The sequence below is a fragment of the Neobacillus cucumis genome (genome assembly GCF_023715505.1).
On the sequence record NZ_JAMBOH010000012.1, the window covers coordinates 74,687 to 99,523 of the forward strand.

Sequence of the window (24,837 nt, forward strand, 5' to 3'; positions counted from 1 at the left end):
ATTCTCTTCGATTGTATTCTGAAGTAAAATAAATGGGACATTTATGAAAACAGTGCTTAGTTGTTATTTACATTCTGCTTAAAAAGCTCTAGGAAAAACCATTAACCTCATAACTAAAATTGCAGCTAAAGTACTGGGATAACCCATTTTATTGTTTTAAGGTTACTTTTTTAATAAAAAAAGAGCTGCTATTTAACAACTCCTTAAAGACTTTATATAAACATGTTATAACCTAGTGATCATAAATCGGTGACCAGCATTTTATAAGTCAAACAATTCTTATTCGAATGGGTACTCTCCATTAAAAGGCTCCCCAAGATGGGAAGCTCGTTATTATTTATTAATTTCTATCTTGGACTGTGTTGTTGCACAGCATGTGGATTGTGTAGCTATTGTCTCTACATCACCTTTTGTGTAGAAGAACTCCCACTCGTTTCCGTCTGGGTCGGTTACCCAAAATTTATCTTGAGGAGCATAGCAGCAGGTAACATCCATTTCTTCTCTTGCAAAGAAGCCTAATTTTTCTAAACGATCTTTATGTTGTAAGACCTCTTCTTGATTTTCTACTTGAAAGCCAAAATGTCCAACCTGGTTTCCAGAAACTTCATTTTTTAAGTTTAAAGTGAAATTAAGGCCAGGATCATCAAGTAAAAACTTAGCATAATCTGGCTTTACTTTTATTGGCTGAGAATTAAATACTCTAGCGTAAAATTCAATGGACTTTTCTAAATCGGTAACATTTACGCCAACATGCATTTTCATTATTAACAGCTCCTTCATGATTATTCTGACCATAAATCAATTATTTTTGATTTATTGTTTTTTAAATCAACTTTTCTGGATTTATAGTTACAGTATATTTGTAATTTTTTTCAATTACAATCCCTTTATCAAATAAATTTGATTTTTTATTTGTCCCATTTTAACTCCTCAGAAAATACAATATAATAAAATATAAATTTAAATCAACTTTTTTTGATTTAATCAGTTGACACATGTGAATTTTGGATATATTATGAGTGTATCAAGATTATTTGATTTATGAAGCAGGTGATAAAGATGAAAGAAGAAATTAAATTACAAGATGTATCCTTAGATAAAGTGTTTGAGAAATATGAACTAAAATTTAAAGCTATTGCAGATAAAAAGAGACTTCAAATCATGAATATTTTAACTCAAAATGGTTCTATGTGTGTGTGCGATCTGGCTCCCATGATGGATATGGCTCAATCAAAATTATCTTATCATTTAAAGATTTTATTAGATGCCAACATTATCAAAAAAGAAACAAAAGGCACCTGGAGCTATTATGAACTTAATCAAGATGAACTTAATCATTTATTGTCCTATGAACTTTGCTGTATCTTTAAACCAACTGGTTGCTAATTTTTTGATCTTAAATCATTTTTTTTTGATTAATATATCAACATAATTTGATTAATAGGGGGATTGAACATGTTTAATGAGTTTGAAGTATATCAATTAATAAAATTACTCCAAGAGGAAGTAGAAAGAATAGCTCAAAACGAAAACGCTTGGAAATTAGAGCGGTTGAAAAAGGAATCCTTTATTCAAATAGTAGCAAAGAAATTAAAATTAAAACCTAAATTAACTATCGTAAAAACTAATGGCAATGGTGTGTGCTGTTAATTAAGCACCTCGTCTGTAGGAGGCTGTTAATTTGACCGTTAATCATGCCAGCACCTTAAAAAAAGAGTATTTTCTTTCTTATATAAATTTAGTAATGATTTCTCGAAATTGTTCCTTGCAACAGGCTAAAGAATTAACAATAGAACTGTTTTTCAAAAACAACTCCGAACAATATGGTAAACAAACTTACGAACGATTTATTGAAGCTTTTAAGCAATTAAGCAAGACTGAAAATTAGCCCTGTTTCATGGCATTAATTAATATGTACCAATAATGGGAAGTTCGTTTTAAGAAACAAACTTCCCTCCATTTTTTCCCTTTAACAACAATTACTTTCATTACCTAATAACACGAGCCCATTGGCCTCTAGACTGAAATCAAGAGTAAGGTCTTCCGTATATGGCTCAATATCAGGATCGATTGCTACCGATACTTCATTAATAGTTACTACTTTATCCTTTTCATCTGGCTCATCCAGAGCTAGTCCCACTTGTGGCTGTCCTCAGCCAAAGCCTGCAAAATAGACACGGATGTTTTTGGCATCGTGTTCTTGGAACAATTGCTTCAATATATCACGAGCTTGATCTGTAATATTCATTTGCCCATCACCTTTCAAAAAATTCACTTACTTATCTTACTTGGTTTATATCCATTTGCAAATCAAAAAGTTACTTGTATGTTTGATTTCTTTTTAAGCATTAGGATAAATCCGTTGTAACGCTTCTTTCATTTGAGGTTTTACATTAACTTTTGGACGGGCTGTCTTGGCTAATTTTTCAGCCTCATCAATTGTCTTCGCTTTACCTAATGACAATAGGGTTCCCACTGCAACAGTCCCCGCACGGGTGCTTCCGCCCCCACAATGGAAATAAACTTTTTTCCCTTCATTATAGGCATTTACAACATGTTCAATCGATTTTTTGATTGATTCATCTTGATGTTCGGCATCATCAACGATTGGACTATGAATTCGATCATACCCTGACTTGTTCTCATGTGACTCTGCGCGTAAATCAAATATCACATCAGCTTGTTCATGTTCCATCATATCTATTACATCATCTGCTCCGCCAAAATAAATACGGTCTTTAATTAATTCGTTATAGTTCTTTGTAGTCATGGTTTTATTCCACCCTTCAATCTAGTCACTTAGTAGGCATTATAAAAAATTTTTTAACTGATCATATCCTCTATAATCTTCACTCATAAGAGGAACAATTGCACATCTTTTTGCAAATTCAGTAGTAACCTTTTGTATCCATCCTTCTTCTGCCTGTGCTCTGCCATTTAACACAGGATCTTTAGTTTCAGTTACATATAGACTTTGGTTGATTACCCACCATTTAGGAGTTATTTCAGCACGTTTTAAATCATCCTGTAATCGACTAGCTTCTAATACAGGGGTAGCTTCTGCTAACGTTACTATGACGACGCTTGTTTCTTTTGGATTCCTTAGCCGAGGCAGCAGTGTTTTCACGCTCTCAGGTATTTCCCCTGTTGAACGGACTAGTTCTTTATGATAAGACTGAGCGGCGTCTAAAAGGAGTAAGGTGTGGCCAGTTGGGGCCGTGTCAATCACAACAACTTCATCTTTTGATCGAGCTACTACCTCTGCAAAAGCACGAAATACGGCTATCTCTTCTGTACAAGGAGAGTTTAAGTCTTCTTCAATGTAGGCAAGTGCTTCATCATTCAGTTCATTGCTTACTTTTGATAAGACTTCTGCTTTGTATGCCGCTACTTCTTCAGTCGGATTAATACGGCTAATGGTTAATTGATTATTCATATCATTATTTGGAAACACAAACTCTAGATGCGCAGCTGGGTCCGTTGTGGTTAAATGTACTTTATGACCTTTTTCTACTAATCCAACGGCGATTGCAGATGCCATTGTGGTCTTTCCAACACCACCCTTCGCCATGGTAAAAATCACTCTAATATTATTTAAGGAGAAGTCTTCAATCACTTTATTTAAGCCAGGCAGGGATATAATCTTGCCTTCAGCCTCTGGTTCTGCAGCTGGCATTGTATACTGCTTAAAGAAGAACCGTAAGTTTTGAATACCTGTTAAGGAATAAGAAACAAACGGCAACGAGTAAGTGACAACTTGCTTTAAATCGTTGGGCATTTGTTTTATGGCATTACGTTGTCGTTCATAAAAGGCAGATGAAACTTTATCGTCTGTCAGATAAGATTGCATTAACCCGTTAACAATGAGAGCTTGATTTGTAATACCAATTTCTTTTAATTCCTTAGATGCACGGTTTGCCTCAAGTAATGATGACTCATCAGGTCTTGCGACAAGAATGAGCGTTGTTTTTGTTGAGTCTGATAGTGCGTCCATTGAAACCGAATAAATTTGCTTCTTTTCAGATAACCCTGATAAAGGGCCTAAACAAGAGGCGCCATGGGTGTTCTCTTCTAAAAAGCCACTCCAAGCAGTTGGTAATTGGAGAAGTCGAAGAGTATGACCCGTAGGTGCCGTATCAAAGATTATATGCTCGTAAGCATTAACGACATTAGGATCTGCCAGTATATTTGTAAACTCATCGAATGCTGCAATTTCAACTGTACAAGCCCCTGATAATTGTTCTTCCATAGTAGCAACTACTGCATCAGGAAGTTTCCCGCGATAAGGCCCAACAATTCTATCGCGATATGCCCTTGCAGCTTCTTCAGGATCAAGATTACAAGCGTAAAGGTTTGGTACATTAGAAATTCCCACCGGAGTATTTGTTAACCCAACTTCTAATACATCCTGTAAGTTAGAGGCAGGGTCTGTACTGACAAGTAAGACTTTTTTTCCATCATCAGCCAATGCTACAGCGGTTGCACATGCAGTCGATGTCTTCCCTACTCCACCCTTTCCAGTGAAAAATAAAAACTTGGTGTTCACAATCATTTTTGGATGGAAAGACTGAAACATAATTTTCACTTCTTTCTTATTTCGATGGTTTTAAATCAATTGTAAGACGTGGTTTTGATTTTTCGCTAAGTTCCTCAGCCTGTACTCCAAACCATTCAGCAAATTCATCGTTGGTTGGATAGGCTCCAATTTTTGCAATTTCACCTTCAACTAAGGTTATAGGGAGTGAATCTGGCCCCTTTTCGTGAAGAACTTTGCTTACCTCTTTGTTCTCAACAAAAATGGCTGGTTCAAATCCAAGGTTATATCTTTTGATGTTGTATCCTTTTTTCTCTAATAGAAAGATAGCCGTTGCCACTCTTATTAACTCTGGATCTACACTTGGACCACATACACCTGTTGCACAGCACAATGCCGGATCGAAAATTTCAACTTTATTCATTAATTAAACCTCCTAAAGGGTTTTAGTATAAGTATTTACTTATATTATTCCTAAAGTTAAAGCCAAGAGTATTTTTACTCTTGGCTATTAAATTCATTTCTCATTCACCAGTTTCAGCAAAATGCTTAATGCGTTCTCCGATTTCGTCACGGACACGTTGGAAGAATGCCCATTTTTCTTCGTCAGTTCCTTGAGCTTTTGCTGGGTCATCAAAGCCCCAGTGAACTCGTTTTACTCTAGGAGGAGTAACAGGGCACTTATCGGCAGCGTCACCACATAATGTTACAACTAAATCGGCGTTGTTTAGATATTCAGGATTGATAATATCAGAAGTATGAGTTGAAATGTCGATACCAGCTTCTTTCATCGCTTTTACGGCATTTGGGTTTAATCCGTGTGCTTCAATCCCAGCACTGCGTACTTCCCAATCATCGCCTAAATGTTTCTTTGCCCAACCTTCTGCCATTTGGCTTCTGCAAGAATTTCCTGTACATAGGAAGTAAAGTTTCTTTTTATTTTCCATGTTGTATTCCACCTTTAATTATAAGATTAGGCTGCATGCTCTTTAAAATATTTTCTTTTAAACCATAAAGCTACGTTAACTAACACAATCATTACAGGCACTTCTACAAGAGGTCCAATAACGGCTGCAAACGCAGCACCAGAATGGATTCCAAATACACCAACAGCCACAGCAATTGCTAATTCAAAGTTATTACTTCCAGCTGTAAAAGCAAGAGTTGTTGTAACAGGGTAGTCCGCTCCAATTTTCCTTCCCATAAAAAATGAAACAAAGAACATTATTACAAAGTAAATTAATAAAGGAATTGCTATACGAACTACGTGTAATGGTAAGCTTACAATAGCGTCCCCTTTTAATGAGAACATAAGGATAATCGTAAATAGTAAAGCAATTAATGTAATCGGACTAATTTTAGGAATAAACACCTTTTCATACCATTGTCTGCCTTTAGCCTTTACTAACGTAAACCTTGTAATCATACCAGCTATAAATGGTATTCCAAGATAGATGAAAACTGATTTAGCTACTTCTATCATCGTAATATTGACAACTGCCCCTTGGATTCCTATCCATTCAGGGATGATCGTTACAAATACATACGCATAAACAGAGAAGAATAACATTTGGAAAATAGAGTTGAATGCTACTAAACCAGCAGCGTATTCCGTATCTCCTTTAGCAAGATCATTCCATACAATAACCATCGCAATACAACGAGCTAAACCAATCATAATTAGACCAACCATATATTCTGGCTTATCAGGAAGAAAAATAATGGCTAATAAAAACATAAGAATTGGTCCAATGATCCAGTTTTGTACTAGTGATAAAACTAAGACTTTTACATCTTTAAAGACCCTTCCAATCTCCTCATATCGGACTTTGGCGAGCGGAGGATACATCATTAAAATTAAGCCAATCGCAAGTGGAATCGATGTAGTGCCAACTTGCAATTTGTTCATGCCTTCTACAAAACCTGGAAAAATGAACCCCAATCCGATACCCACTGCCATAGCTAGAAATATCCATAGCGTTAGGTAACGATCTAAAAAAGATAGACGTTTCTTTTTTGTATTACTCATTTTCTCACTCCCAAACTATATGTGAAGCTAACATCCGCATTGAAGTGTCGGATTCGCTTTTTCAATCATTTTGATTTTATCTGTCTGCGCTGGTACATGTTCCAAAATATCTTCTATAAGTCCATAAAGCTCACTTTCATGATTAAGGGAATAATATACCCACTGACCTCTTCTTTCTTCTTTAACCATCCCTGCATCTTTTAATTTTCTAAGATGCTGGCTGATAGATGGTTGACTCATATCAAACACTTCAAGAAATTCGCATACACAGCACTCACGTTGCTTTAATATAGCAATAATGGTTAAGCGTGTTTTATCACCTAACATTTTTAAAACGTTAGCTGCGCTCTCTAATTGAACTATTGATTTCACCAAAACGGACACCGCCTTAATTACATAAGTAAATAATTATGTTCTTATTTAAGTTCCAATTTATATAATAAATAATTTTTGTAGACTTTATAAATTTATGCTTACGTCTTGGATTTCTAATCTGATTAAAATCGATATATAACTATTTGCTTATATATTAAAACAATATGTAATTAGATTCAAGTAATCTATTGTTAAGGTAGTGTATATAAAAATGATACATATTCTTAACTATCATTCATCATCTCTGTTTAAACCAACAGTTTGCCGATAATGCTCCCGACCCACGCAAAAATAATACCAAATATTACGGAAATGCTAACATAAAATACAGCGTTTTTAGTTTCCCTCTTTTGCATCATTTGAATAGCTTCGTATCCGAATGTAGAAAAGGTCGTATAGGCTCCAAGAAAACCAGTTCCACACAATAACCAAATCCATTCCGGAATTTCCTTATCTAGATGTAAAACAGCTAGAAAACCAAGTACAAGCGAACCAGTAATATTAATGATAAAAGTACCAAATGGAAATGCAACAGATGTTTTGGCAGTGATCCATTTTCCTAGCTGAAATCGCATGATGGCACCAAATATACCTCCAATACCTACAAATAACATTATTTCTCTACTCCTCTCCTATGATTCTCAGACTGATATTCAGCTAGTTTAGCACCAATCAACGCAAGTATAATTCCTCCTAAAATGCTTAAAACCACGTAGAGACAGGCCAGAATTATTTGATCATTTTTAATTAAATTCAATGTTTCAACAGAGAAGGTTGAAAAAGTAGTAAAGGCACCTGTAAAACCCGTTCCAATAGTTAATTTTAAATTCGGACTAATATTCGTTCGTTTTACTGTAATAGTAAAAAACCATGATAAAAATAGACCCCCCAATAGGTTAATGACCAAGGTTCCTAATGGAAATCCCGAGGGTGCAGGTATTTCTTTTCCGATCAAATAACGCAAAAGGGCCCCAAAAAAGCCACCAACCCCAACAGCTAATACATTCATTTAAACGACCCCTTATATAATTTTCCTTGAAAATAAAACAGACTCCTACCAGTAATAAGTATAAACACTGGTAGGAGTCATTAGTCATACAGACAGTTTATGGCGAACTCCATCGCCTATTTGAATATGGATAATTATATAAGAAAAAACTTTTAAAGGCAACTTAAACCAATCTATGTGTTTTGTGATGATTTCCCTTTACAATTTTGGCCAATGATTATCGATTTGAAAATGTTTGCATATAATCGAATGAATAATTTGCCATTGTTTGAACATCACTGTATTTTGCCCTTTTATCCGTCTTCATGACCACAGAGATGACTTCCTTATTGTCCTTTTTTAAATATTCGACTAGCGTGTGCTGTGCCGCATCGGTAAATCCAGGTTTACCAGCAATAGCGTTCGGCATGGTGTGAAGTAGATTATGAATTGTTTTTTCTTGCATGCTAGTTTTAATATGTGTTGTTTGTGTAGACAAGACCTTCAGTACGTTAGGATGCGCAATCGCCTCTCTTGTGATGAGGGCCATGTCATATGGAGTGGTGTAATGATTTGGATGATGAAGACCATTAGGTGTAACAAAATGGGTGTTTTTTAGATTCAATTGTTTCACTTTGTGATTCATCAGATCTGCAAATCCCTCTTCGCTGTCGGCCACGTTTTCAGCAATCGTAACCGCCACATCATTAGCACTTAATAACAATAATGCTTTCATTGCGTCTAGTTTGGAAATCTTCTCTCCTGCTGTAAGCCCCAAACAAAGGCACTCTTGATCTGCAGCATTTCGGCTAACCGTTAATAATTCTCCATCTTTTATTTGTTCATCTAAAATAGTGGCTGTTAGCACTTTAGTCATACTTGCAGGATACGCTTTTGAATATGCATTTTTATTATAAAGAATTTCCCCTGTTAAAGCATTTATGGCGACTCCGAACGATCCGACAATTTGTGGAGGTTCTGTCTCCGCTGTACTAACCTTAACTGATGACATTCCAGACATTAGTAAAAGGACTAAGAATGTTGCTGTAAAGAGCTTGCAGATGTTTGTCATGATGCACCTCCAGTTTGACGAACCTTTTAACTAATATTATCCGTTTTAATTTGTGCCATTATTACCAAATAAATTAAAAGAGCCCTTATTTAGCTATAATATAAATTTTTATTTAAGTTATAATAATATTTGTGTGAAATCAGAAAAATCTTCGGTAGATCAACCACAAGATGTTTCTGGAAATCCCACAAAAAAAGGGATACTGATTTTTCAGTATCCCCTTTTTCACCCAATCCAAAATGAATTGGCGCAATAAATTCATTTATTCTACTAAACTGCCACTTGATTTAATTTTACAATTTCTAATGACTTGATATGATAGCTATCCACTTCAATCACTTTAAACTCATAGTTAGCATGACAAATTTTTTCACCTTCATCAATATCCATTTTCTGTGATAAGATCCAACCACCAATGGTATCCATATCTGTATCGTCTAAGTCTAAACCAAATAAATCATTTATTTCTTCAATAAGAACTTTTCCATCTACGATGGTTTTATTTTCACTAATTTTATTAATATCTGGTACCTCATCAGCATCAAATTCATCACGGATTTCACCGACTATTTCCTCAAGAATATCTTCGACTGTTACTAAACCTGCAGTCCCTCCATACTCATCCATTAAAATTGCCATATGAATGCGGTCTTTCTGCATTTTAAGTAACAAATCGTGAATGGCAATGGACTCAAAAACTTGAATCACAGGACGCACATAATGTTCAATTGGAGTTTCTAAATTCTTATGGATGATATAATCCGTCAAGACCTCTTTCATATTCAACATTCCCACAATGTTATCTTTTTCACCATCAACAATTGGGTATCTTGTATAATTTTCCTCTTTTATGATTTCAAGGCATTCTGCTAAAGTTTGAGATCGATCAAAAGCAACAATCTCAGTACGTGGTACCATAATTTCTTTTGCAATTCGATCATCAAATTCAAAAATATTGTTAACGTATTTAAACTCAGATTGATTAATTTCTCCACTCATATAACTTTCATTAATAATTAATTGAAGCTCTTCTTCAGAGTGTGCTGTTTCATGTTCTGATGCGGGTTTCAATCCGAATATCCCTACAACTAAGCGAGCCGAACGATTTAACATTTTTATAAAAGGATACATAATTTTATAGAATAGGATCATTGGTCTAGCGAAAAGCAATGTGACTGTCTCAGCTTTTTGGATTGCAAACGTTTTTGGTGCGAGTTCCCCAACTACCACATGGATAAATGTAACAGAGGCAAAGGCAAAAATAAAGGATGTTACACTCGAAGCAGTTTCTGATAAGTTTAAGAAAACCAACAGCGGATGAAGTATATGCTCGACAGTTGGTTCTCCCAACCATCCTAAACCTAATGCAGTAACAGTAATCCCCAACTGACAGGCAGATAAATACTCATCAAGGTTCGAAACGATTTTTTTTGCTGCCAGTGCATTTTTATTACCTTCCCCAACGAGTTGGTCAATTCGGGAACTGCGGATTTTAACAATAGCAAATTCATATGCTACGAAAAAAGCAGTAAATCCAATTAGAATTGCTATGATCAGCAAATTAATTAATATCAATGGTCTCCTCACTTTAATTAAAAGTAAGGAATACACCTCCTGGTTTAAAAAAATAATATAATTGTAAGATTAAGAATCTAATGACCCCTCATTAACCAAATAATAATAACAATGTTTGTGCCAACGTAACTCCCTGTATGGAAAGTTTATTTACGAGTATTTCTTTTTCATTATTGTTTAATTTTTGAAGTATTGGCTCCATGACCTTTATTTCCTCTTTTAAATGATCCATTAAATTTGCAAGCTGTTCACAATGTTTCTCTATTTTCTCTTTATCTATCTCAGTACATGAATTAATCATTCGAATAACAGATTTAATTTCTTCAAGCGGCATATTAAGAGTTTTATAATGTTCAATTAATTCAAGAATTTTAATAGATTCTTCTCCGTACATTCGATAATTAGAATCCGTCCTTACAGGGTTCAGTAAGCCTAAATGGGTGTAATAATCAATAGTTCTTCTTGACAGATTCATTTGACTGGCTATTTCTCCAATACGATACAACTTCCCAACTTACTCACCCCTTTCTAGTTATGTAACTATAACACGATATAAACCGTACAGTCAACGTGATGGTTAGGATAGGTAACATAACTATCGTCATTGGCCGCCAAAAACAGGAAGTGACGGTAGTAGCAGTTGTTCCTATTTCATTATGTAATCTTCTCTCTTACGTAAAGGAAGCGGTTTTGCATCTTCCATTAGCGGTTATAGTCTCCGTTTTCAAAAGAATTTCCTTCAAAAAGATTTCTTTTTAATGATTTGATTTGAATATTACAATTCTAGGCATAAGAATTAGCTTTACGGTTAAAATGATGAAGAAAAAATCTTATGGAGGTCCGATCATGGATGACAAACTAACTGAGAAAGAGTTAAATAAGATTATTGAAAGGAGAAGTACAGGAAAGACAAGTTTTGCTGAATTTTTAGTTGAATTATCTGAAATTGGAATTATGCAATACGATATAAATGTTGCCACGGGTCAAGCCTCTTACAAGGGCGAGCATTCGAAGTTACAAACAGAACCTCAAGTAAACTTTGTGATTGCTAATCACTTTAATAGAGATCAGGCATTACAATCAATCGCAAACATTACCCTTCCCTTTCTGGACTTTCTAAGAGAGATGGCAAACGCAGGAATTACGACCTATACAGTCCATATTCCCGAAAAAGCAGCTATTTATCAGGGGAAGAATGGTGAACAAATAGAAGAAAAGATTCAGCTTTAAAATCCAAATTCCTGCATAAATCCAAAAGGAAAAAGGAACGACTAAGCACTTCAAATCATCGCCATTAAATAAATATCAAGCAAAATAGTATCTGATTAACTCTAACCAATTTAAGAGCATCCTCATAATGTTTATTATTTGAATCGTAATTAACATTGATTTGATTAATATCATTATCCTCCAAGTAATTCCCCTCTTTAGTTATTGGCTTCCCTTTCCGTTAAATATCTCCTCTTTTTTATTAAATTAAGAACTTATGGTTAAATTAAGAAAAGTTATAAACAGGAGGGGTTTAAATGACGAGTGGGGTTCCAATTACGTCATCAGAATTAGCCAATTTATGGATGACTTTTCAAGAAAAAACCATGATTATAAGAATATTGGAGCATTTTATAGAGCACGCCGATAATGAAGAAAAACTATTGTTACAAACGCATTATAATAATGCATCCATAACAATAGATACTATTAAGGAAATTTTCAAGCAAGAAGGAGCCGTAATTCCAATTGGTTTTACAGAAGAGGATGTAAGTAAGGGAGCTCCAAAGTTGTATGATTACATTTTCGATATCATGTACTTGCATATGATGACGAAAGTGGAAATGAGCCTATATTCACTTTTTTGTGGCATGTCCTATCGGAAAGATATTAATGATTTTTTTATCAAATTGACAGCAGAATCCCAAGCGATGAACAGCCAATCCACTCAGTTCCTTTTAGAAAAGGGTGTTTTGGTACGACCACCCTTTGTATCGATGCCTAAAGAAGTGCATTTTGTTCAGAATACCGATTATAGGAGTGGTTTCCATTTGTTTGGAGAACTGAGATCTTTAAATACGATTGAAGTTTCTCTTATCCATCATGCCATTGAAACAAACCTAATAGGAATGCAATTAATGATTGGATTTGCTCAAGTAGCTGCAAATAAGGATGTGCAAGAATATCTCGTCAGAGGAATGAAATTGTCAAAAAAGATTGAAATGGATTTAGGTGAATTTTTACGCAAAAGTTTTATAGAACCGCCTGCTACTCATGCAGGTAAAGCAACTACATCGACAATTGCACCATTTTCTGACAAATTGATGATGTACAACACCAGTTTATTAACGTCCTTTGGGCTCGGAAGTAATGCATTAGGCAGCGCATTTAGTTTACGAAATGACTTACCAGCAAAAATGGCGTTTCTGGCAAAAGATATTTCCACTTTTGCCCATGATGGAGGAAGGATTATGATCAAAAATGGATGGATAGAAGAACCTCCACAGATTGAGGACCGTAATGAACTAACTAAATAACTTTTTATAAAAGGACCACAAAGTAGATTATTACTTTGTGGTCAATTTTCATATTCAAAGAAAAGCTACGACATATTTTCTATGTTACTATTGCTGTTTTATTTAACATCTATTAAATACTACTCGACCAGCCACAACTGTTTTCAAGGCTTTTGCCGCTAGCATATCTTCGGATGATCCCTCAAATAAATCACGATCAAAGATGGAAAAATCCGCGACATATCCGGATTTAATTAGCCCGCGTTCATGTTCTTTACAAATGGCTTTTGCACTGCCAATCGTATAGAGCTGGATTGCTTGGAAGCGAGACAGCTTTTGTTCCGGAATGTATCCATCATGTTTTGCATAAGGTTTTTTTCTCTCAACTGCAGCATAAATAGAATATAATGGATTAATCTCTTCCACAGGTGCATCTGTCCCAGCTGCGCACATTAATCCTCGGTCGACTAATTTTTTCCACGCATAGGCCCACTCCAGCCGGTCTTTACCTAGTCGATTGATGACCCAGGGGAAATCTGAAGGTACAAATGCTGGTTGAATGTCTAAAACTACCGGTAATTTTTCCATTCGTTCTATTAAATCTTCGCGTAACACACAGCAGTGGATCAGGCGGTCTCTTTTACCGTTTGTTAATGGATATTTTTCAATTACAGTAAGTACCTGTTCAGCTCCTGCATCTCCAATCATATGCACGGCGACAGCTTCATTATATTGCCGTGCTAGTTTCACTAATGCTTCTAATTGTTCATTCGTTTGAATCAATAAACCACGGTTATTTGGTTGATCTGAATACGGTTTTGATAAGGCAGCAGTTGCTCCGCCTAATGCACCATCAGCAAATATTTTCATGGCACCTGGTTCAATAAATGGCTCGTCAAAAGTGGCATTGGCCTTCATCATTTTTTCAAATACAGCATTATGTCGAAGCAGTGTTACTCTAAAATGATGTTTTTCCCCTACAACCCGATGGAAAGCGGTTAACGGATTCGAAAACTCCCCAAAGTAGCTCATATCTTCAGTGTGTCCTCCCGTTAAACCATAGGATAGCATCTCATCAATGGCATGATTAAGAGAATCGGTTAGAGACTCGATGTACGCTTCACCTTCTCGTGGAATCGCTTCTGTTACGGAATTAGTTGCTAGGTCATATAACAAACCATTTAACGTACCTTGTTCATCTCGTCCGATCTCTCCGCCTGCTGGGGATTTACTATTTCCAAAGATTCTGCCTGCCTGTAGGGCTGCTGTATTTCCCAAAATAACATGATGACAGATTCTAGTTAGTACGATTGGTTCTTTGCGAATAGCATCAAGCTCCTGGATGGTCGGAATCCGGTGATCTATAAAATTATTTTCATTCCATCCTTCTCCAAATAACCATTGGTTCTGAGGTGTAGTCTTTGCCGCTGATTTCACCATATCTAACACTTCCTCAGCTGAAGAAGCTTTCGATAAATCTAGCCGTGTGAACTTTTGACCTTGAAAAATCATATGCAGGTGGCTGTCCACGAAACCAGGATACATGGCGGCACCTTCCAAATTGATAAGCTCATCTGCTAATTTACTAAGTTCATTAAATGTGCCTGTTGCAATAATTCTGTCATCTTGGGCAACAATAGCCTCTACTGTTTCATTTTCCTTTTCCATTGTGTAAATTTTTCCGCCATACCATAGTTGTTTCATTAACTGCCCTCTCTTTCCTTTTTTTATTTTGTTGATATGATAATTATCTGTAAAACCGTACCGAAACTATACTTTACTGTGGTTATGTCAATTATTTTTCAGGTATTAATTAAAAAGCAGAGAATTTTAAGCGTAAAAAGGGAACCTAATGGTCTCCTAATTAGTAGATTAATTTGTCTTTCCATTGCTCCCTTTTTGATCTTTACGAATCGCAGCTTTTGCTTTTGCAGCTTGAGAAACTTGTTGTCCACGATTACTGGTTGTTGATGTTGAGTTTGTCGGTGCTGTTGTTGTCTTTGATGGTGATGTTGATGTCAAGTTTGTCGGTGCCGTAGTAATCTTTGATGACGACGTTGTTGTCGAGTTTGTTGGTGCCGTAGTAGTCTTTGATGACGATGTGGTTGTCGAGTTTGTTGGTGCCGTCTTGGTGGCTGTTGTTGTGCTTGTTGTTGTTGTTGTTTGGTTGGTCGTAGTTTTAGTAGTAACAGGTGATGTAGTTTTGGTTCTGGATGAAGCAGCTCGTATAGTCGTAGTACTGTTTTGAACCTGAGTTGTGGTTTTATTACTCTCCGCATGAAGAGGAACAGGCTTAATAGAAACCGTAGTATCCACGTTCTGTCTTTCCGTTGTAGGTGTTTGCTCTTTTAAGGTATTATTTTCTTTTGTGATTTTATCTGTTGTTCCTATCGTTTGAGGATTCATGTTTTTTCTGTTGAGTCTATGTTATCAGCTGTTTTTGGTTCATCTGAAATGGGTAATTTATTAACTTCGTTCAATTGTTTAGTAGATTGATTGGATAATAAGTTGCCGGTGAGAGAAAACGTAACGGATCCCACTAACACCATGGTTAGTGCTCCAATAGCTCTTTTGTTCATATTCTTCCCCTTTTATCTTTTTTTTCAGGATTACCATACAAATTTCGCCAAATCCTGCAGGGTTTATGGGGGTAGTATAGTAAATTTAAGAGACTAAAAACCAAAAATTGACTCAAGTACCATTAGAAATAAAAAAACATTTCATTCTACCCCCAAAATCTATTAGTGACTACCTAACCTTTTGTTGGTAGTCTTTTTTGTCGAAAAAAAGCAGTAACCGTAGCATTAAGAAGGTAATACATTCTAATATTAAAATTTAACTCTCAACAAACACCTAAAAGGAGGGATTGCGTGAATAAAGTTTTTAGGTGGATTGTTCGATCATTTTTTGCACCCGTCACTGGTAATAGAGGGGCCATTGCGAGTTCACTTGGATTTTTCCTGGCCTTTTTGCCTATATATAGTGTAAGAATTCCATTATTGCTCGTTCTCTCACTTTTATTTCGTCTTAATATCATTGCCATTTTACTTGGAACGTTAATTACCCTTTTTATCCCTACTATTCGAGATTTGCCTTTTCTCAATATACCTGTATTAGAAGGATATAATTTAACACCAGGCCTGGGTGGTTTAATCGGGCTTGTTTGTTATTATTTCTTCCATTGGTTTTACAATCTAGGGCTAAAAAAAAGGGAACGAAATCAAGAACATGTTTTTCTTGATCCAGCAAAAAGACGCTGGTCGATAATTAAACGTATGAGTACCGGCTTTACTCTATTAGTTGTTTTAGTATCTTTTATTTTTATTGAAAGTCTATATACTGACCCGGTGTTTCCGAACCTACAATTAAATAAAAGTGGAGTCACAACGAGGATTGAACCCATTAATCAAAGTTTCACTAAAGAACAGCTTGCCAGCCAGCTGGAAAAAACAAATCCTGCCCCTCTTGTTCAAAAAAATGATGTAGAAAACAAAGGACAAATTTCACAAAAACAAGAAGTTTATGGTTTTTACGTCAATTGGGATGCAAACAGCAAAACTTCTTTTAAAAAAAATATCGATTCGATAACAACATTAGTACCCGAGTGGCTGCAGCTTAATACTGACCTGACCTTTAAATCCAGCAATGACTCGTCTATTATTACAGAGGCAAAAGCACATCAGATAAAGGTTCTCCCAGTAGTAAATAATTTTATTAATAATAAATGGGATGCAGAAACTCTGCATCGGTTATTTACTTCTCCCGGTGCGGAGGATCTTTTTATTAAAAATTTGTTGGATTATGTGAGAACAAATGACTTTGCTGGTATTAATATTGACTTTGAGAATATTAACCAAAAGGACAAAGCTGAATTATCAAATTTTGTAAATAAAGTTTCTCATGCATTTCATCAACATGACCTATTGGTATCAATTGATGTCCCGCCAAGTAACACTAGTTTTGACTATGGTTCATTAGCAAATAATGTTGACCGGATATTTGTAATGCTATATGACCAGCACAACTCTACCAGTAATCCTGGACCTATCGCACCATTAGATTGGGTAAAGGGCAGCTTGAACCGCCTTCATATTCCTTCTGAAAAATTAATTGTAAGTTTGGGAAGCTACGGGTATGACTGGGAAGAAAACTCCAAGGAGCCTACGGAAACAGTTACTTTCGGGGATTTAATGAAGCTTGGAATGGGTACGAGCATAAATATCAATTGGAATAAACAAGTAGGCAATCCTTATTTACGTTACAAAACAAACGAAAAAAACCATACTGTTTGGTTTTTAGATGCCGCAACATTTTATAATCAAATGAAAACAGCAATAGAAAGTGGTTCAAAAGGAATCGCTGTCTGGCGTCTTGGTTCCGAAGATCCTTCTATCTGGAACTATATGAATCAACCAAAAGCAATGAAAAATCCATCCAATGCCCTAAAAACCTTAGCCAGTCCTGAACCCGTTCACTATACAGGCGAAGGAGAAATTTTAAAAGTGGTTTCTCAATCAGAAAAAGGTAAAAGGGCTATTGAAATGGATTCACAAGGATTAATCCAAAATGAAACCTATATCAAGTTACCAAAGCCTTTTGAAGTGGTTCGTTACGGCAAACCTAAACAGAAGGAAATTGTCCTTACCTTTGACGACGGACCGGATCCAGTCTATACACCGCAAATATTGGACATTTTAAAAAAGTATCATATAAAGGGTTCCTTCTTTATCGTAGGAGAGAATGCAGTGCTGCATCCAGAACTGATTAAAAGAATTCATGGAGAAGGCCATGAAATTGGCAGTCACACCTTTACGCATCCTGATGTTGCATCGACCGCACCATGGCAATCAAAATTAGAGCTAAATGCTAATCAAAGACTTTTTGAGGAAATTACTGGGCACTCAATGACCCTCTTCCGCCCGCCGTATGTGGCAGATGCGGAACCGAGCACAAGAAGGGAACTGCTCCCTATCATGCGTGCACAGGATATGGGGTATACGATGGTCGGCGAATTAATAGACTCTGACGATTGGCAAAGACCTTCTAGTAATGAAATTGTAAAGCGAGTGTTGCTGCAGCTACCAGAGGGAAATGTGATTTTGTTCCACGATTCTGGGGGTGACCGCTCCAACACTGTGAAGGCGTTGCCGATTATCATAAAAGAACTAAAACAGCGCGGCTATACCTTTACAACCATTGGTGATTTAATTGGAAAAAAAGATAGTCAGATTATGCCTTCCGCTAATCAAGACAGCCCTTATTTGGTCTATGATAAAGCTGTTTTTAAGCTTATGCAGGGCTGGCGTTTAGGATTAAATTTCCTTTTCTACTCAGCTATTATCTTAGGAATATTGCGCCTTGCTCTCTTCATCTTTCTTTCTAGAAAGCAGGTAAAAGAGTATAAAGAGACTGTAATTGACCCTAACTTTACACCGTTTGTGAGTGTTGTTATTGCTGCCTACAACGAGGATAAAGTAATTTACAAAACGATTGAATCTATACTATCGAGCGATTACCCTGCTTTTGAGATGTTAATTATTGACGATGGATCAAAGGATGATACGGCTGATGTTGTTGAAAAAACTTATTCAAACCATCCTATCGTCAGATTAATAAAAAAATCTAATGGAGGAAAATCCTCTGCAGTCAATCTTGGTTTCAAAGAAGCAAAAGGAGAAATCGTCGTTGCACTTGACGCAGATACACTCATCGCTGATAATGCCATCTCCCTGCTTGTTAACCATTTTACAAATGAAAATGTGGCTGCTGTTTCAGGTAATGTCAAAGTCGGTAATAAGGGGAACCTCCTTACTAACTGGCAGCATATTGAATATGTAACAGGATTTAACTTAGAGAGAAGGGCATTTGCGGCTTTAAATTGTATTACGGTCGTGCCAGGTGCGATCGGTGCATGGCGAAAGACGGCTGTGGAAGAAGCAGGATACTTTAAAGAAGATACGCTGGCAGAAGATACCGATATCACTCTTACCCTTTTACGGCAAGGGAAAAAGATCGAATTTGAGGAAAAGGCTTATGCCTTCACAGAAGTACCTGAAGATATAAAAAGTCTTGCCAAACAGCGGTACCGTTGGGTTTATGGTACATTACAATGCTTATGGAAACATCGTGAGGCTTTATTTAATAAGAAACACAATACATTAGGTTTTATCGGCTTACCAAACATGTGGCTTTTTCAATATATCTATCAAACCATCTCTCCTATTGCAGATATATTGTTTATTATGGCTCTTTTTAACGGGCACTCTGGAAAAGCAGCCATTGGCTTTATCCTATTTTACCTGCTCGATTTCGTTACGTCCCTATATGCGTTTCGTTTGGAGAATGAAAGAACTAAACCTCTGTTTTCCTTGTTTTTACAACGGATCTTGTACAAACAGCTTATGACGTATGTCGTGATAAAATCAATTTTCTCTGCAATAAAAGGAGTAACTGTAGGTTGGAATAAATTAAAACGAAAAGGAAATGTCACACAGGAAACCTATATGGTGAATGTTAAGGAAAATATGTAAATCAATAAAAAGGTCTTCCAATTTTTCGGAAGACCTTTTTATTACTAAAAACTTTTCCTGTATTTAAAAGAGACGTCTATTAATCACTGTGCATTGTCTTGCACCCCTGCGAATTAAACGGCGTGCCTCAGCTAAAGAGATTTCAACAAGAACAGCTTCGTCTGTGTCGTCCTCTACATCAAACACAGCAAAGGCCTCTCCGTCTAAAATCAATACACAAATGAAATTTACTTCTAAATCATCAGAAGTTGGTCTTCTAGTTACTACTTCGCACCGCTGGACTCCTGCATTCAACAAAGTATTAGCTTCTCTCCGTGAAATGCGAATAAAGACAAATTCCTCGATTTCAACATTACCTGCTTCTGCTTCTATTTCCACTACCAAAAAGAAGCCATTTCTTCTGGTTTGGAGAATACAATTAGCTCCAATCGAAACTACATCTTCAGGATTCATAAGATTCACCTCCCTTGTATAATAAATTCAACTGATAAAGGAATGGTTTGGACAAGTATCGCAAAAAAATATTAGAAGTAGATTAGATTTTTTAGAAAATATCACCTAATTATAGGTATAAAGTATCGTCAAATAACTGATATTAGGAGTGGTAAGCTAATGAATTGTGAGGAAAAGCTTACCGTTTTTACATAATTCGTTTATAGCCATAGGTGGTGTATCAAATGGGTTTCTTCAGCAAATTATTTGGTAATGAAACAAAGGAGGAAAACAAAATGACAAATGATAAGTTAAACATCGGAATTATTCTAGGCAGTACACGTCAAGGACGTGTAAGTCCACAAGTCGGCGAATGGATAAAAGGAATTGCTGATAAACGAGGGGATGCAAATTACGAAATCGTCGATATTAAAGATTTTGACTTACCATTCTTAGGTACAACTGACGGCTCTGAGCCTGGATTAGGAAGATGGAATGAAAAGCTTGGAAGCTTAGACGGGTTTGTGTTTATTGTCCAAGAGTACAACCATAGTATTACAGGAGCATTGAAAAACGCACTTGACTGTGCACGTGAGGCTTGGAATAACAAAGCGGCTGGCATTGTCAGTTACGGTTCGACCGGCGGTGCGCGTGCCGCTGAGCACTTACGCGGGATTTGCGGAGAATTAATGATTGCCGATGTCAGAGTTCACCCTACATTATCTTTATTTACTGATTTTGAAAACGGTACTGACTTCAAACCTCAGGAAATACATTTAAACAATGTGAATGCAATGATCGACCAAGTCCTTGCTTGGAGCGGCGCATTAAAAACATTGCGATAAAAGTCTATGAACAAAAACGCAAGCGCCTTGAATAGCTCCGACAAGCATAAGCCACTCAGGGAAAGAAGGCGTTTGCCTTCATTCCCTGAGTGGCTGTAGACCATCGAGGGGCTAACGCTAGAGCTGGACGTAGATAGTCCATTTATTAAGAGTTATCCACAAGCGAAAATTTTATAATTTCTTTAACGACAAAAAAAGGAGCAGCTACTTTAAATGGCTGCTCCTTTAATTTTAATACCGTCTATTGTGAATTTAATACAATGGAGGCTTTTTTATGCCTTTAATAATAGTTAATTTAAATATTCCGGATGTTTTTGTGGAGTATTTTGTTGGATCTCTTCAAATATGTCCTGACTAGAATCCTTGTTCGTTGTCGTTGGTTTTTGTTGTGAGATTTGATTGATTAGTTTTTTAAATTCGCCAATCGTTAGTGGTTTCGCGTCTTCTTTTAATTCATAGCCCAATTGACCGTTTGGTTCAATCGTGCCAATTTTGATGTCAGATAACTTGGTAAGACCCATATTGCGCATCCGCATTTCCAGCCCGTCAACAGTTAATCGAAGCTTCTTTAAATTTTTAACATTTAATTCCCCGTTTTCTATAACTATTTTAGATTTTCCCATAATTAATTTTTCAAAAGGGTTAAAATGAAGTTGGATATACTCAACTATTAGGATGGACACCACAAAAATGATTGCCCCTCCAATCGCCTTAACCATACTTACTTCCACAATTGGTTCAACTATAAGGTGACCTAATGAGATCATTACGATCGTTTGGGCAAGTGTCATCTGTGCGATTGATTTTCTTCCAGCGATTCGAAGCAGGATAATACCTGTGAAGAACAGTATAAAAGATTTTAAAATATAGGATAAATCCATCGTATATCCCCCTATGGATTATGGCTTATTCTCTTCCCTAACGAATGTTTGATTGATATTTAAATTTTTTATTGCCTATTTCTTTGAGACCAGCACGAATCAAAAGGAACACGACAATCCATGAAGAAACCATCAAGAAGATCTGTCCAAAGGGGAACATTCCTGGTATTTGCATGTCCCAGAGAGCATGCATCAAAACAACTAAGATAAAGACACGTAAAAATTTACTATGGAATAACATGTTGATGTTAAAAGGCTGGTCCCCTTGAACCCTGCAGAATGCTGCACCTGTCAAAGCTGCCCAGGCGACATGGCCGCCAGGAGCCAAAATTCCGCGCCATAGCATTGTGATATATAGATTTTTTCCATCCCCGGAAAGCAGCGCTCTTAGGGCATAACCAGCTGTTTCGAAGGCTGCAAATCCTGCTCCAACGGCTGCACCAATAAGAAGTCCATTTAAGATATACCTGTATTTACGGTACCGTACAAAAGTGATGACCGTAATTGCTTTGGCGAGTTCCTCGGCAATGCCGATCGTAATGGGATTGATATTATGTTTTAGAATATCGAAAAACAATAGGGCGACTAACATAGAAAGAATCCCGCCGATAAACACCACATAAATGATTCGATAAAAGGCGATATTTTGCGGAGCGTTCATTTCCCAGAAGAAGATTAAAGTAGTCAACGGAACAGCAAAAGCACCAACAATGATAAGTCCCGGTATAAAGTTTACATTTCTAAAATAACCTACGCCAATATATAACCCTAAGAATGCAATAAGGGCAAATATAAACACCCTTGCAAAAAGCCAAGGTTTTGGCCATGTTTCTGTTACTTCCGTAATTTTCGGCGTGGTAAGCGCAGTGCCTACGATAAAAAGACGTTCAGCCTCTAATTCACTATGATTTCTGAAGACACGAGAAAAGACGTTTTGAAATTTTGGTTCAACCGAACGTTCAAATCTCGGAACCATATCCACATAATGGGCAAATTCATAAAATAAGCTGTTTTCATCCTCTTCTGTATTATTTTTAATGAACTTTTCGCCGCAGCTTAAGCAGAATTTCACACCATCTGGATTAGTATAGACACATTGCGGGCATTTCATATTACTTCCCCCTCTTGATACCGAATTCTTTCAATATGTACTCGATTATTTAATAGTTAATTTAACCAATTAACACAAATAAAAACAGACGAATTTTTTTCGTCTGCTTTATAAAATATAAATTCAATTTAATTCAAGAGGACGTAAGTTTGCTTCAATTTCTTCCCGTCTTGGTTCTAAAAATGGTGGTAATGCCAGTTTTTGACCCATCGTTTCCAAGGGTTCATCTGTCGCGAAGCCAGGTGTATCAGTTGATAGTTCAAACAAAATACCATTGGGTTCTCTAAAATATAGTGCTTTAAAATAATATCGTTCTACCTTACCTGAATTGGCTATCCGATGTTGTTTTAAACGTTGAGCCCATAAATGGTATTCCTCTTGATTAGGTACTCGGAAGGCCACATGATGCACTCGTACCGCGTCCAATTCGTGCCCGCGGTAGATCGGGTCTTGGTTCAATATGGACCTCTGCTCCACTGCCGCCTTCTCCTGTTGCAAAAACCATGATATCAGGATATTCCCCCTCTAATGATGGATAGGAACTCACAAATCGAAATCCCATTACTTCTGTAAGAATTCCGATCGTTGGTTCGGCAATGCTGACTGTAAGTGTGACTGGACCTAATCCAATAATGGCATGTTCAACAGGGATATCATCCCGTTTCCAAGGGATTCCGGCTCTAACGCCGGTTTCCTCATTATCTGCCACAAGGATTAAGCGGGTTCCTTCAAAGTCTCGAAAAGCTAAAGTATCGCGACCGGCCCTTTTTTCAATAGAGTCATGATGGATTCCCAATTGGGTAAAACGTTCTTTCCAAAATAACAAAGCATCTGTGGTTTTCACTCTTAAAGAAACCGTAGATATATCTGAAGTTCCTCGGTAGGAGTGGCCTAGGCCTGGAATATCAAAGAAAGTGACCTCTGTACCTGGAGTTCCCTCGGCATCCGCATAGAAAAGGTGATAGGACTCAGTATTATCTTGATTGACTGTTTTCTTAACTAATCTCATGCCTAAAATTTTGGTATAAAATTCGTAGTTTCTCTCGGCTTTGCCTGTCAAAATCGATACATGATGCAGTCCTAATAATTGCATGTGTTAAAACCTCCTTAACTCACAATTCCTTTATACCATTTGGCAGCTTCTTCTACTTCTTCTCTAGTTAATTGATGTCCACGATTTTCCCAGTGCAGCTCTACCAATGCGTTGGCATCTTGTAGTAATGCTAGTAATTCCTTTGATTCCAGTGGGGAACAAATCGGGTCATTCGTCCCTGCGGCAATGAACACATTTATTCCTGTTAAGTCGGGAAGCTCTATCCTTCTTGGTACCATCGGATGATGTAGAATTGCCCCCTTTAGGGCATTTTGACAGTGAAATAATAGGCTTGCCGCAATATTGGCCCCGTTTGAATAGCCGATGGCAATAATATTATTCCGGTCAAACTCATATTTTTGTGCAGCCTCATCAAGAAAATCATTTAATTCTTGGGTTCGGAAGACAAGATCCTCTTCATCAAAAATACCTTCCGCTAGTCTACGGAAAAAGCGGGGCATTCCGTTCTCCAATACATTCCCACGAACACTAAGCACCGACGCCTCATCATCTATCATTCCAGCCAGCGGTAAGAGATCTAATTCATTTCCACCAGTACCATGAAGTAATAGCAAAGTTGGTTTTGCAGGGTTTTTTCCTTTTTGAAAAATGTGTTTCATCTATATTCTCCTTTCAAACTCTTATATGGCATAGGCATTTAAGACAATTTGTACTAAACCAAGACTTGATCATTGCATTTGGTCGTAAGCCATAATACGTTGTACACCTTTTTTGCTAGTATTTCCAAATTCGTTTGATAATTATTTTGAATCTGATTATCTTGAATATGAGATAATTGTAATACATCTAGTGGTACATAGTCAAGAACAAAAGCGCTGGAGCTGGACGTCGATAGTCCATTTATTAA

General features: G+C 36.7%; 27 protein-coding genes, 1 pseudogene and 1 riboswitch. Of the genes and pseudogenes, 7 read left to right on the forward strand and 21 right to left on the reverse strand.

Annotated features, from left to right (window positions below; genetic code table 11):
- Positions 1-333 precede the first annotated feature (333 nt).
- The gene (locus M3226_RS17750; protein WP_251567699.1) at positions 334-765 is read right to left on the reverse strand and encodes an ArsI/CadI family heavy metal resistance metalloenzyme; all 432 of its coding nucleotides are present in this window, start codon (positions 763-765) and stop codon (positions 334-336) included.
- Positions 766-1,059: 294 nt separating this feature from the next.
- Here M3226_RS17750 and M3226_RS17755 point away from each other — a divergent pair, with 294 nt between their 5' ends.
- The 3 genes from M3226_RS17755 to M3226_RS17765 all read left to right on the forward strand — a co-directional run bounded on the left by M3226_RS17755 (position 1,060) and on the right by M3226_RS17765 (position 1,888).
- Positions 1,060-1,386 carry an ArsR/SmtB family transcription factor gene (locus M3226_RS17755; protein WP_251567550.1) on the forward strand — a complete coding sequence of 109 codons (327 nt, stop codon included), beginning with the start codon at positions 1,060-1,062 and terminating at the stop codon, positions 1,384-1,386.
- Between the two features lie 69 nt (positions 1,387-1,455).
- Positions 1,456-1,650, forward strand: a complete 195-nt coding sequence (locus tag M3226_RS17760) for a hypothetical protein (RefSeq protein WP_251567552.1) — start codon at positions 1,456-1,458, stop codon at positions 1,648-1,650.
- Positions 1,651-1,681: 31 nt separating this feature from the next.
- Positions 1,682-1,888: a hypothetical protein gene (locus M3226_RS17765; RefSeq protein ID WP_251567554.1), complete on the forward strand. Its 207-nt coding sequence runs from the start codon at positions 1,682-1,684 to the stop codon at positions 1,886-1,888.
- Between the two features lie 81 nt (positions 1,889-1,969).
- Here the strand turns inward: M3226_RS17765 and M3226_RS17770 are convergent, their stop codons facing one another.
- The 12 genes from M3226_RS17770 to M3226_RS17825 form a co-directional block, all read right to left on the reverse strand.
- Positions 1,970-2,140 carry a hypothetical protein gene (locus tag M3226_RS17770; protein ID WP_251567556.1) on the reverse strand — a complete coding sequence of 57 codons (171 nt, stop codon included), beginning with the start codon at positions 2,138-2,140 and terminating at the stop codon, positions 1,970-1,972.
- Between the two features lie 201 nt (positions 2,141-2,341).
- Positions 2,342-2,770, reverse strand: a complete 429-nt coding sequence (locus tag M3226_RS17775) for a protein-tyrosine phosphatase family protein (protein ID WP_251567558.1) — start codon at positions 2,768-2,770, stop codon at positions 2,342-2,344.
- A gap of 39 nt (positions 2,771-2,809) precedes the next feature.
- A complete protein-coding gene (gene arsA, locus M3226_RS17780; RefSeq protein ID WP_251567560.1) occupies positions 2,810-4,576 on the reverse strand; it encodes an arsenical pump-driving ATPase in 1,767 nt (588 codons plus the stop codon).
- A gap of 16 nt (positions 4,577-4,592) precedes the next feature.
- Positions 4,593-4,958, reverse strand: a complete 366-nt coding sequence (gene arsD / locus M3226_RS17785; protein ID WP_251567562.1) for an arsenite efflux transporter metallochaperone ArsD — start codon at positions 4,956-4,958, stop codon at positions 4,593-4,595.
- A gap of 100 nt (positions 4,959-5,058) precedes the next feature.
- The gene (gene arsC / locus M3226_RS17790; protein WP_251567565.1) at positions 5,059-5,481 is read right to left on the reverse strand and encodes an arsenate reductase (thioredoxin); all 423 of its coding nucleotides are present in this window, start codon (positions 5,479-5,481) and stop codon (positions 5,059-5,061) included.
- A gap of 26 nt (positions 5,482-5,507) precedes the next feature.
- Entirely contained in the window at positions 5,508-6,563 is a 1,056-nt protein-coding gene (gene arsB / locus M3226_RS17795; RefSeq protein ID WP_251567567.1) for an ACR3 family arsenite efflux transporter, read from the reverse strand.
- A 27-nt stretch (positions 6,564-6,590) separates the two neighbouring features.
- Complete coding sequence (locus tag M3226_RS17800) at positions 6,591-6,938, reverse strand: ArsR/SmtB family transcription factor (protein WP_251567569.1); 348 nt, start codon at positions 6,936-6,938, stop codon at positions 6,591-6,593.
- A gap of 248 nt (positions 6,939-7,186) precedes the next feature.
- Positions 7,187-7,552 (reverse strand): fluoride efflux transporter CrcB, encoded by a 366-nt coding sequence (gene crcB / locus M3226_RS17805; RefSeq protein ID WP_251567571.1) that lies wholly within the window; start codon positions 7,550-7,552, stop codon positions 7,187-7,189.
- Positions 7,552-7,947, reverse strand: a complete 396-nt coding sequence (gene crcB / locus M3226_RS17810; RefSeq protein ID WP_251567573.1) for a fluoride efflux transporter CrcB — start codon at positions 7,945-7,947, stop codon at positions 7,552-7,554. Before crcB (M3226_RS17810) ends, crcB (M3226_RS17805) begins: the two co-directional genes overlap by 1 nt.
- A 64-nt stretch (positions 7,948-8,011) precedes the next feature.
- Positions 8,012-8,073: riboswitch (Fluoride riboswitch) on the reverse strand.
- Positions 8,074-8,164: 91 nt separating this feature from the next.
- Positions 8,165-8,998 (reverse strand): D-alanyl-D-alanine carboxypeptidase family protein, encoded by an 834-nt coding sequence (locus M3226_RS17815; protein WP_251567574.1) that lies wholly within the window; start codon positions 8,996-8,998, stop codon positions 8,165-8,167.
- Between the two features lie 270 nt (positions 8,999-9,268).
- Positions 9,269-10,573, reverse strand: coding sequence for a hemolysin family protein (locus tag M3226_RS17820; protein ID WP_251567575.1), 1,305 nt, complete (start codon positions 10,571-10,573; stop codon positions 9,269-9,271).
- Positions 10,574-10,664: 91 nt separating this feature from the next.
- Positions 10,665-11,078, reverse strand: a complete 414-nt coding sequence (locus M3226_RS17825) for a MerR family transcriptional regulator (protein WP_285857897.1) — start codon at positions 11,076-11,078, stop codon at positions 10,665-10,667.
- Between the two features lie 341 nt (positions 11,079-11,419).
- Between M3226_RS17825 and M3226_RS17830 the strand changes: the two genes are divergently transcribed.
- Both M3226_RS17830 and M3226_RS17835 read left to right on the forward strand, forming a co-directional pair.
- Entirely contained in the window at positions 11,420-11,803 is a 384-nt protein-coding gene (locus M3226_RS17830) for a DUF1398 family protein (protein ID WP_251567577.1), read from the forward strand.
- 296 nt (positions 11,804-12,099) lie between these two features.
- On the forward strand, positions 12,100-13,098 hold the full coding sequence (locus M3226_RS17835; RefSeq protein ID WP_251567578.1) for a DUF3231 family protein: 999 nt from the start codon (positions 12,100-12,102) through the stop codon (positions 13,096-13,098).
- Between the two features lie 102 nt (positions 13,099-13,200).
- Here the strand turns inward: M3226_RS17835 and M3226_RS17840 are convergent, their stop codons facing one another.
- The 3 genes from M3226_RS17840 to M3226_RS17850 all read right to left on the reverse strand — a co-directional run bounded on the left by M3226_RS17840 (position 13,201) and on the right by M3226_RS17850 (position 15,656).
- Positions 13,201-14,781 (reverse strand): amidohydrolase, encoded by a 1,581-nt coding sequence (locus M3226_RS17840; protein WP_251567579.1) that lies wholly within the window; start codon positions 14,779-14,781, stop codon positions 13,201-13,203.
- A gap of 168 nt (positions 14,782-14,949) precedes the next feature.
- On the reverse strand, positions 14,950-15,483 hold the full coding sequence (locus M3226_RS17845) for a hypothetical protein (RefSeq protein WP_251567580.1): 534 nt from the start codon (positions 15,481-15,483) through the stop codon (positions 14,950-14,952).
- Entirely contained in the window at positions 15,480-15,656 is a 177-nt protein-coding gene (locus M3226_RS17850) for a hypothetical protein (RefSeq protein ID WP_251567581.1), read from the reverse strand. Before M3226_RS17850 ends, M3226_RS17845 begins: the two co-directional genes overlap by 4 nt.
- A 291-nt stretch (positions 15,657-15,947) precedes the next feature.
- Here M3226_RS17850 and M3226_RS17855 point away from each other — a divergent pair, with 291 nt between their 5' ends.
- Positions 15,948-19,607, forward strand: coding sequence for a polysaccharide deacetylase family protein (locus tag M3226_RS17855; RefSeq protein WP_374110628.1), 3,660 nt, complete (start codon positions 15,948-15,950; stop codon positions 19,605-19,607).
- 63 nt (positions 19,608-19,670) lie between these two features.
- Here M3226_RS17855 and M3226_RS17860 read toward each other — a convergent pair whose 3' ends face one another.
- Complete coding sequence (locus tag M3226_RS17860) at positions 19,671-20,060, reverse strand: hypothetical protein (RefSeq protein ID WP_251567582.1); 390 nt, start codon at positions 20,058-20,060, stop codon at positions 19,671-19,673.
- 224 nt (positions 20,061-20,284) lie between these two features.
- Here M3226_RS17860 and M3226_RS17865 point away from each other — a divergent pair, with 224 nt between their 5' ends.
- Complete coding sequence (locus tag M3226_RS17865) at positions 20,285-20,884, forward strand: NADPH-dependent FMN reductase (protein WP_251567583.1); 600 nt, start codon at positions 20,285-20,287, stop codon at positions 20,882-20,884.
- A 290-nt stretch (positions 20,885-21,174) separates the two neighbouring features.
- On the opposite strand, the gene M3226_RS17870 is transcribed toward M3226_RS17865, so the two are convergent.
- The 4 genes and pseudogenes from M3226_RS17870 to M3226_RS17885 form a co-directional block, all read right to left on the reverse strand.
- The gene (locus M3226_RS17870; RefSeq protein WP_251567584.1) at positions 21,175-21,765 is read right to left on the reverse strand and encodes a DUF421 domain-containing protein; all 591 of its coding nucleotides are present in this window, start codon (positions 21,763-21,765) and stop codon (positions 21,175-21,177) included.
- A gap of 37 nt (positions 21,766-21,802) precedes the next feature.
- Positions 21,803-22,876, reverse strand: coding sequence for a PrsW family intramembrane metalloprotease (locus tag M3226_RS17875; RefSeq protein WP_251567585.1), 1,074 nt, complete (start codon positions 22,874-22,876; stop codon positions 21,803-21,805).
- Positions 22,877-22,999: 123 nt separating this feature from the next.
- Positions 23,000-23,969 (reverse strand): annotated as a pseudogene (locus tag M3226_RS17880) (ring-cleaving dioxygenase).
- Between the two features lie 14 nt (positions 23,970-23,983).
- Complete coding sequence (locus M3226_RS17885) at positions 23,984-24,589, reverse strand: alpha/beta hydrolase (RefSeq protein WP_251567586.1); 606 nt, start codon at positions 24,587-24,589, stop codon at positions 23,984-23,986.
- Positions 24,590-24,837 lie beyond the last annotated feature (248 nt).

Excerpts from the sequence above, each read along its gene's own strand:
- M3226_RS17775 (WP_251567558.1), bottom strand. The coding sequence starts at position 2,770 with ATGACTACAAAGAACTATAACGAATTAATTAAAGACCGTATTTATTTT.
- M3226_RS17860 (WP_251567582.1), bottom strand. The coding sequence starts at position 20,060 with ATGAATCCTGAAGATGTAGTTTCGATTGGAGCTAATTGTATTCTCCAA.
- M3226_RS17830 (WP_251567577.1), top strand. The coding sequence starts at position 11,420 with ATGGATGACAAACTAACTGAGAAAGAGTTAAATAAGATTATTGAAAGG.
- arsD (WP_251567562.1), bottom strand. The coding sequence starts at position 4,958 with ATGAATAAAGTTGAAATTTTCGATCCGGCATTGTGCTGTGCAACAGGT.
- M3226_RS17850 (WP_251567581.1), bottom strand. The coding sequence starts at position 15,656 with ATGAACAAAAGAGCTATTGGAGCACTAACCATGGTGTTAGTGGGATCC.
- arsA (WP_251567560.1), bottom strand. The coding sequence starts at position 4,576 with ATGTTTCAGTCTTTCCATCCAAAAATGATTGTGAACACCAAGTTTTTA.
- M3226_RS17760 (WP_251567552.1), top strand. The coding sequence starts at position 1,456 with ATGTTTAATGAGTTTGAAGTATATCAATTAATAAAATTACTCCAAGAG.
- M3226_RS17875 (WP_251567585.1), bottom strand. The coding sequence starts at position 22,876 with ATGAAATGCCCGCAATGTGTCTATACTAATCCAGATGGTGTGAAATTC.
- M3226_RS17835 (WP_251567578.1), top strand. The coding sequence starts at position 12,100 with ATGACGAGTGGGGTTCCAATTACGTCATCAGAATTAGCCAATTTATGG.
- M3226_RS17755 (WP_251567550.1), top strand. The coding sequence starts at position 1,060 with ATGAAAGAAGAAATTAAATTACAAGATGTATCCTTAGATAAAGTGTTT.
- M3226_RS17870 (WP_251567584.1), bottom strand. The coding sequence starts at position 21,765 with ATGGATTTATCCTATATTTTAAAATCTTTTATACTGTTCTTCACAGGT.
- M3226_RS17885 (WP_251567586.1), bottom strand. The coding sequence starts at position 24,589 with ATGAAACACATTTTTCAAAAAGGAAAAAACCCTGCAAAACCAACTTTG.
- arsB (WP_251567567.1), bottom strand. The coding sequence starts at position 6,563 with ATGAGTAATACAAAAAAGAAACGTCTATCTTTTTTAGATCGTTACCTA.
- M3226_RS17840 (WP_251567579.1), bottom strand. The coding sequence starts at position 14,781 with ATGAAACAACTATGGTATGGCGGAAAAATTTACACAATGGAAAAGGAA.
- crcB (WP_251567573.1), bottom strand. The coding sequence starts at position 7,947 with ATGAATGTATTAGCTGTTGGGGTTGGTGGCTTTTTTGGGGCCCTTTTG.
- M3226_RS17865 (WP_251567583.1), top strand. The coding sequence starts at position 20,285 with ATGGGTTTCTTCAGCAAATTATTTGGTAATGAAACAAAGGAGGAAAAC.
- M3226_RS17815 (WP_251567574.1), bottom strand. The coding sequence starts at position 8,998 with ATGACAAACATCTGCAAGCTCTTTACAGCAACATTCTTAGTCCTTTTA.
- arsC (WP_251567565.1), bottom strand. The coding sequence starts at position 5,481 with ATGGAAAATAAAAAGAAACTTTACTTCCTATGTACAGGAAATTCTTGC.
- M3226_RS17845 (WP_251567580.1), bottom strand. The coding sequence starts at position 15,483 with ATGAATCCTCAAACGATAGGAACAACAGATAAAATCACAAAAGAAAAT.
- crcB (WP_251567571.1), bottom strand. The coding sequence starts at position 7,552 with ATGTTATTTGTAGGTATTGGAGGTATATTTGGTGCCATCATGCGATTT.